We start from the raw sequence: 6,376 nt of genomic DNA, 5'->3' as shown, positions 1-6,376 counted from the left end.
CGGGCTCGTCTTCGTAACACTTTACTAAATTGTTGATCTCTATAGCTCGTTCCATAATCTCATCAATACTCGGTTCTTGAATAGGTTAACCAAAACATCTAAGTGTTTCCACAGATAAATCACCATGATCACAATTACGGTACTCATGATGGTAAGTCGATACCATTGAAGTCCTTCTAAAGGAACAAAGACCAGATACCCCATGGAAAAAATAAGGAAAGAGATGGCAAACGTAACTTTTTGTGGTATGATAGGGTGTTTGTAACTAAAAGAAGAATAGGTCGCTTTTTTATACTGAAAATAGGAACTCCAAACGAAGAGCAGCATAAACATCAGAAAGAAAAACGTATTTGCAATAAAAATATCAAGGGGTGAACCTACTTCCGGGATCAATAATAATTCAAAAAATGTGATAAGGTAAAATACCAAGAGAGGCAGGATTATAACTCCGAGAAACCGTTCTTTAAGTTGTTTTTCTAAATTAATAGGGAATTGAAGATGAAGCAAAAATTCCCGGTTTTCATAGCCATACATGTTCGCCATTCCCATTGCGAGCAGAGCCACGGGAATTCCGGCCAGGATCGTTGGGATCAAAATAGTTTTAGCGATCTCAAAATCAACATTCATTAAAAGCGGCACATAAACGATGGGAATAACTGTTAAAGTTAAAACCTGAAGCCGGTTGTAGGGATGTTTCATCACATAGAAATAATACTTCCCTGCATTACGCCCCAGGGTTTTTCGAAGGAAGTCCCACAGCTTGCTGCTTTCCTCTTCTGCTTTCTTTAAGCCGGGATTTAATAACCCTTCTTTGGTTTTGTTGAAGTGATCCATTATGGTAAGGACAATTACCAAAAGTGAGAAAAAGAAAATCATACTCGCATTGAGCGGTCCATAATCTATGGTCACTGTTTGAAGAAGCATTCCCCCGGGTAACCAGGAAAGAAAGGCATTTACCGTTTCAACCTGAGGTATTAGTTCCGAAAAAATACGGCTCGAGTTGGAAGCAAAAACAGATATCAGCTGGAAGAGCCCGAATACCAGGAAAAGAAAGCCAACTACCACAGCTATAAACCGTTTTTCTACCACACGTATAAAGCGGTGTTTTACGGAATAAATGATCACATAATTAACCCCAACAGCCGCTAAAGCAACCGGAATTTGAAAGGCATAATTAACCTGAAGCAATAAAAATACGAGCCAGGTAAAATTATAGATGATGTTGAGGGGATGACAAAAGCCGATCAATGTCAGGTATTTGGCAAGGCGATTTAAAGGAAAGCCGAAGCCAAGGAGTTTTCGGTTTTCTTCAATATTTAAGAGACGCATATTGGTAAAAGAAAAATGCATGACCCAATAAGCATTACCGAAAACGAGGAGTATAAAAGAGTAGATATCAGGAGTAAGCCAGGGAAGTTCAATGCCCATCCATGGCCTGCTATCCATTAGGACTACAACAATGGCAGTCCCAATTAGATTGACAAGCATGATCCCCAAAAATAAGATGTATCCGATCGTCAGTAATAACTGAAATCGATTCAGATTGGAGATAAAAATCCGCCAGTTTAAAGAAAGTAGCCGGTAGAACAAGGCTTGTCAGTATTAAATTAAAGTTGGGAAAAATAAGGCCGCATTATAACAGGAATGACCCATAATCTAAATTAAAAATCAAATAGAGGGGGCAGGCCTTTAGTGCTGCAGACTGTGTTAACTGTTAACAGGGAGATAAAGGTTCCTTCATTTCCATGGAAACACTGATGGATGCCGGTAACAGTCATTTACTTAAAAAGCTGAAGATCTCTAATTCTCGATTAGCTTTAATAATTTTTCAGGAACTTCAACATCCATTCTCAACACCTGAGAGGCATGTGTTTTACCCTGAGCGTCAAGCTTAAGGGAAACGGTTCCGCCGCCACCTAAACTTTCGTTCAGTATAAAATTCAACGCTCCGATATTCGGTAGCTCATAGCGCTCCACATCACCCTTGCAAACATGCTTCATGTGTTCTTTGACACGGTTTGCGGTGAGAGTTTCTTTTAGAAAAGGATAAATTTTAGGATGGCGGGCTATAATACCTACATTACTTCCATTACCTTTATCGCCGCTTCTTCCGTGCGCTATTTTTAAGAGTTTTACTGTTGGCATGATGAATAATTTTTTTAGGCTTATTTTTTCTAAAGATAACCCGAATTGAAATCACTTCACAATCAGGCTTTTGCTACGAAAACGCTGAAAACTTTAATTATGCTCTTTCAGCCAGTTCAAGCCAAACAAGTTCCTTTTCTTCGAGTTTTTCTTTCAGGCCCTCAAACTCCTTACTCAATTTATTCAGCTCCTCATATTCAAGATCATCGGCATTTATTTTTCGCTCGAGCGCAGATTTCTCTTCTTCCAATTTGGCGATCTCCTTTTCCAGTTTATTAAACTCCCGGCGCTCATTATAATTGAGTTTCTTTTCTTCAGATTTTTTCTCGGATTTTGATTTCTGCTCTTGTTTAGGTGCAGCTGAAGTCTTTTTAGCTTGGCCTTGCAATGAGATCTTGGCAAGCATTTCTTCCCGGTATTCCTCATAGGTGCCATGAAAATCTTCAATGACTCCATTTCCTTCAAATACAAAATAATGATCAACCAGCTTGTCCATGAAAAAGCGATCATGAGATACTATCATCAGGCAGCCGCCAAAGTTTTGCAGGAAATCCTCGAGTTTATTTAAAGTGAGCAGGTCAAGATCATTGGTAGGCTCATCAAGTATTAAAAAGTTCGGGTTTTTGATGAGTACCATCATCAAACCGAGTCGCCGTTTTTCGCCACCACTTAGTTTCTCGACAGGGGTGTATTGCATCTTGCCCGGAAACATAAAATGTTCCAGAAATTGTGAAGCAGTGATCTTATCGCCATTGGCCAATTCAATGACTTCCGCCACTTCCTTGATCACTTCGATCACCCGTTTACTTTCATCAATTTGAATACCTTTCTGCTGATAATGTCCAAACACAATGGTCTCGCCGGTTTCGATCTCACCGGAGTCAACAGGTTCTTCGCCCAATAAAATTTTCAAAAAGGTACTTTTCCCAACACCGTTCTTACCAAGAATTCCAATACGTTCACCCTGCAAAAACTGGTAGCTGAAATCATTAAGGATCACAATATCATCGAAAGATTTGGACAGGTTTTCAACCTCCAGCACTTTACCGCCCATCCGGCTCATATTTACATCCAGTTGTAATTCTTTTTCTTCGCGAGCAGAGGTCGCTTTGTCTTTGGTCTCATAAAAAGCTTTTATGCGCGACTTCGATTTTGTGGTTCGGGCTTTGGGTCCACGGCGCATCCACTCCAGTTCTTTTTTCATCAGCTTGCCGGCTTTGGCAATTGCAGTGGCTTCCACTTCTTCCCTCTCGGCTTTCTTTTGCAGGTAATACTCATAATTCCCTTTGTGGTGATAGAGCTTGCCGTAATCCAGTTCCAGGATATGATTACATACCCGGTCGAGGAAATATCGATCGTGAGTTACCATGAGCAGAGTCATGGTACTTTTGGCGAGATACTGCTCCAGCCATTCGATCATCTCCACATCAAGGTGGTTGGTGGGCTCATCAAGGATCAGCAGATCCGGTTCATCCAGCAGTACAAAAGCCAGCGCCACCCTTTTGCGCTCCCCTCCCGAAAGTGAGGCAATGGATTGATCCAGGTCGTGAATGCTCAACACACCCAAGATTTGTTCCATTTGCTGTTCCACATCCCACGCTTCTGAAGCATCCATAGCTGCCGATGCCTTTTCGAATTCCTGTTGGGTTTGCGTATTATAGTCCTCGGCTTGCTCCCGAACAGCCTTGTCATATCGTTGTACCACCCGGATCTTTTCAGAATTACCATGAGCGATAAACTCACTGATGGTCATACTCTCATCCATCTCGGGCTCTTGTGCAAGAAAACCGATCTGAAGACCTTTTTGGGTCATCACCTTGCCTGAATCAGGTTCCATTTCGCCGGCCAAAATTTTAAGGAGTGTAGACTTCCCGGTGCCGTTTGGTGCTATAAGGGCAGTTTTATGTCCTTTTGAGATCCCAAAAGTGAGATCCTCAAAAAGTGGTTTTATGCCAAAATTCTTGGAAAGATTTTCTGTAGAAAGGTAGGTCATTTAGGTTTACTGATTGTGAGCTCTGTTGATGAACGATTAAAATACGGATAAAAGGAGAGGAATATCGAATATTGATCAGAGGAATATTTATGGCATGGCCGAAAAGTCTCAGGCGTTTTTAGTTCCTCCGAATGTTCTGTGCTGCTTTATATAATCACCATATTTATCTATAATGTACTAAACAAGAGGAGTTGATTATGAATGTCCTGAAAAATGAAAAAGACGAATTGTTAAAATGGATTGAGAATATTGAAGATCCGAAGATACTTGAAGACATTAGGTCGGTAAAGGAAAGTCAGAAGTCCATTCACTGGGATGATTTGCCCAAAGAAGTGAAAAAGGGAATTAAAGAAGGAAGAAAAGACGCAAAAGAAGGGAGAGTAACTGCACACGAAGAAGTTCGAAAGTCGTATGAAGAATGGCTTTAAAGAAACACCCTGTTGTATGGACAGATACTGCTCTAAATAACAAAGAAGACATTTCAAGCTATCTTTTAGAAAATTGGTCGGAGAGAGAATTAGGAAACTTCTATCAGGCATTAGAACGAAGAATTCAGCTCATCTCAATTAATCCTGAGCTCTATGGTAAAGTTGCTGGGACAGATTTAACAAGGAGGTCTGTATTAAATAAACGCACTATTATTTTTTACGAATTTAGAGATGGTGTAGTAGAAATTTTATACTTGTTTAATACATATCAGAATCCAGATAGATTAGAGTTTTAATTTTTTGAAATGCTTAGTCTGGAATTACATCTTCTCTACTTTGTGTTGTGGAGCTTTCGCGTCAAAGTCTTAAAATTCAGGATTGAATCTCACCTTACATCTGTTTAAAGTACTGCAAAGAAGTAAAGATGAATGTGAGTTTTAAAAATCCCCCAAAAATTAAAAATCAGGATGGCGAAGAACGCTCGGTAGGCTTCGAGTTTGAGTTCACCGGTGTGGAGATGAAAGATGCCGCCGAAATGATCTCCGACTTGTACGGCGGAAAGGTGGAACAGATCAGCGGATATCAATATGCCGTTATAGATTCTGAATTTGGTGATTTTTCCCTGGAACTGGATGCCAGTTTGTTTCTGAATAAGAAATATGAAAAGATGCTGAAGTCGGTCGGACTGGATGTTGATAAGCTTAAAAATAAAGACAAGCTCGAAGATACGTTGCGCGATATGGCCTCAACCGTAGTTCCGTTTGAAATTATTACGCCTCCCATTTTGATCTCAGAGTTAGAACAAATGGATAGGCTGGTTGAAAAACTAAGGGAGTGGAAGGCCAAAGGTACCGGGAGTTCTTTTTTTTATGCGTTTGGACTGCATTTGAACCCTGAAGTTCCTGAACTTTCTGCGGAGAGCATTCTTCGTCACCTGAAGGCGTATTTGATGATGGATGCGTGGATCCGAAAGGATGCCGATATTGACTTGTCGCGGAAGATCACACCTTACATTAACGAATATGAAATGGATTACATCCGATACATCCTGCGTAAAGATTATAACCCGGATCTAAAAACGCTGATCAGGGATTACTTTCAATTTAAGAATTCACGAAACCGGCCGCTTGATCTACTCCCTGCTTTTATGTTTATGAACAGGGAATTAACACAAGAACTGCTTAAAGAAGAATTGACTTCCGCCCGTCCAACCTTTCATTATCGGTTGCCTAATTGCTCAATTCAAGATGAGACATGGTCGCTGGCAGAGGAGTGGAATAGATGGGTATTGGTAGAGCAGTTGGCGGATGATGAAAAAAGTTTAGATCAATACAGTCGCGCATTTCTAAAAATGGATGATAAATCTGTGTTCAGCATGAAAAAGAAATGGATTAAATTAATGGATCGTTGGGTGAACAATGTTAGATAGACAGCCGGTAATTGGGGTAACAGGACCAAATGAAGGAGGTCAGGCAGCCTGGCTGTTTACGGCGTTATCCGTGATCTTGGCCGGAGGCAAGCCGCTCCGAATAACCACAAGTATGCCTCGGAGTATAGGCCAGATCGATGGGCTTATCATGGGAGGCGGGGCTGATGTGGAACCATTGAAATATGGACAGCAGCGGATAGAGCGGGCTATCCTTGCAAGGGATAACCGGACTATTTTTGAGTGGCTGTTATCAATTTTATTTTTCCCGATCTATTGGCTGGCCCGTTATTTCCAGCACACAAAAAAGTCCCCAATTGATTTGGAACGGGATGAACTTGAGTTAAAATATCTCTCCGAAGCAATTGAACGAAACATGCCGGT

7 protein-coding genes are annotated in these 6,376 nt (G+C 40.9%); 4 read left to right on the top strand and 3 right to left on the bottom strand.

The window, feature by feature from the left end; all coding sequences use genetic code 11:
- Positions 1-39: 39 nt before the first annotated feature.
- The 3 genes from VFM80_RS10295 to VFM80_RS10285 all read right to left on the bottom strand — a co-directional run bounded on the left by VFM80_RS10295 (position 40) and on the right by VFM80_RS10285 (position 4,138).
- Positions 40-1,488: a hypothetical protein gene (locus VFM80_RS10295; protein ID WP_395071743.1), complete on the bottom strand. Its 1,449-nt coding sequence runs from the start codon at positions 1,486-1,488 to the stop codon at positions 40-42.
- A gap of 312 nt (positions 1,489-1,800) precedes the next feature.
- Positions 1,801-2,145 (bottom strand): AtuA-related protein, encoded by a 345-nt coding sequence (locus VFM80_RS10290; protein WP_395071742.1) that lies wholly within the window; start codon positions 2,143-2,145, stop codon positions 1,801-1,803.
- A gap of 97 nt (positions 2,146-2,242) precedes the next feature.
- A complete protein-coding gene (locus VFM80_RS10285; RefSeq protein WP_395071741.1) occupies positions 2,243-4,138 on the bottom strand; it encodes an ABC-F family ATP-binding cassette domain-containing protein in 1,896 nt (631 codons plus the stop codon).
- Between the two features lie 197 nt (positions 4,139-4,335).
- Between VFM80_RS10285 and VFM80_RS10280 the strand changes: the two genes are divergently transcribed.
- The 4 genes from VFM80_RS10280 to VFM80_RS10265 all read left to right on the top strand — a co-directional run.
- Positions 4,336-4,566: a hypothetical protein gene (locus VFM80_RS10280; protein WP_395071740.1), complete on the top strand. Its 231-nt coding sequence runs from the start codon at positions 4,336-4,338 to the stop codon at positions 4,564-4,566.
- The gene (locus VFM80_RS10275; RefSeq protein ID WP_395071739.1) at positions 4,557-4,862 is read left to right on the top strand and encodes a type II toxin-antitoxin system RelE/ParE family toxin; all 306 of its coding nucleotides are present in this window, start codon (positions 4,557-4,559) and stop codon (positions 4,860-4,862) included. The genes VFM80_RS10280 and VFM80_RS10275 overlap by 10 nt, the downstream gene beginning before the upstream one ends.
- 134 nt (positions 4,863-4,996) lie before the next feature.
- Positions 4,997-5,995, top strand: coding sequence for an amidoligase family protein (locus tag VFM80_RS10270; RefSeq protein ID WP_395071738.1), 999 nt, complete (start codon positions 4,997-4,999; stop codon positions 5,993-5,995).
- A partial coding sequence (locus VFM80_RS10265; protein WP_395071737.1) for a gamma-glutamyl-gamma-aminobutyrate hydrolase family protein occupies positions 5,985-6,376 on the top strand: 392 nt, incomplete at its 3' end. The genes VFM80_RS10270 and VFM80_RS10265, both read left to right, overlap by 11 nt.

The sequence above is a fragment of the Gracilimonas sp. genome (assembly GCF_035704785.1).
In the GTDB taxonomy this organism is placed as follows: Bacteria; Bacteroidota; Rhodothermia; order Balneolales; family Balneolaceae; genus Gracilimonas.
Note: the sequence above shows the minus strand (reverse complement) of the source record. Positions and strands in the feature narration are given on the sequence as shown.